Source organism: Ligilactobacillus sp. UO.C109, from assembly GCF_026847815.1.
Taxonomy (GTDB): domain Bacteria; phylum Bacillota; class Bacilli; order Lactobacillales; family Lactobacillaceae; genus Ligilactobacillus; species Ligilactobacillus salivarius.
In genome coordinates, this window is sequence record NZ_JAPSFH010000052.1 from 1 (window position 1) to 904 (window position 904).

A 904-nucleotide genomic window follows, 5' to 3' on the forward strand; every position below is an offset into this window, starting at 1 on the left:
TTCATATTGACCAATACACTGAAGTCATTAAAAGCTGTGTGTTGCTAACATCTTCTTTTTACTTTCAATTTAATTTTGGAGGTAAATATTATGGCAACATTTAGAAAATACAAAACAAAGAAAGGTATGTTGTGGCGTTATCAGATTTTGGTTGGTACTGATACAGTAACTGGTAAACGTAAGTATAAAACTAAGAGTGGTTTTTACACAAAGAAAGAGGCTAAATTAGCAGCTGATGAAGTTGAGAAAAAAATAAATAATACTAACTTTCTAGACAACGAGAATATAACTTTTGGTGAAGTGTATGAACGGTGGGTAACTAACTATAAATTAACTGTTAAAAATTCTACTTTCCATGTTGTTGAATTACAGTATAAATCTAGAATATTACCTATTTTAGGTGATAAAAAAATTAATCAAATCACAACTATTGAATGTCAAGATTTAATTAATTTTTGGTACTCTATTCCATTAAAGAACTATAAAGCTATATTCAATTTAATAACTAGAATTTTCAAATATGCTATGCAATTAAAGATAGTAGCAAATGATCCCACGTCATCAGTTATTATTCCTAAAGCTAGCAGACAATTTGATAAATTACAAACTTCTAGGAACTATTATACCAAAGATGAATTAAAAACGTTCCTTGAATATGCTGAAAAACATGAAAAGTATAAATTCTATGTACTTTTCAGATTACTGGCGTTTTCTGGTATGCGAAAAAGTGAGGCTTTAGCTTTAACATGGAATGATATTGACTTTGATAAGTCACAAATTACCATTAACAAAACTTTAATATCAACACCTAAAATTGAAGTTTCAACTCCGAAAACTAAGAATAGTAATAGAATTGTTTTTATCGATAAAAAGACATTAGCAGTTTTAAAAGAATGGAGACTTG

1 protein-coding gene is annotated in these 904 nt (G+C 28.1%); it reads left to right on the forward strand.

Annotated elements, in window-relative coordinates:
• Positions 1-90: 90 nt before the first annotated feature.
• Positions 91-904: tyrosine-type recombinase/integrase (locus tag OZJ21_RS09705; RefSeq protein WP_268857753.1), on the forward strand; the 814-nt coding region annotated here is incomplete at its 3' end.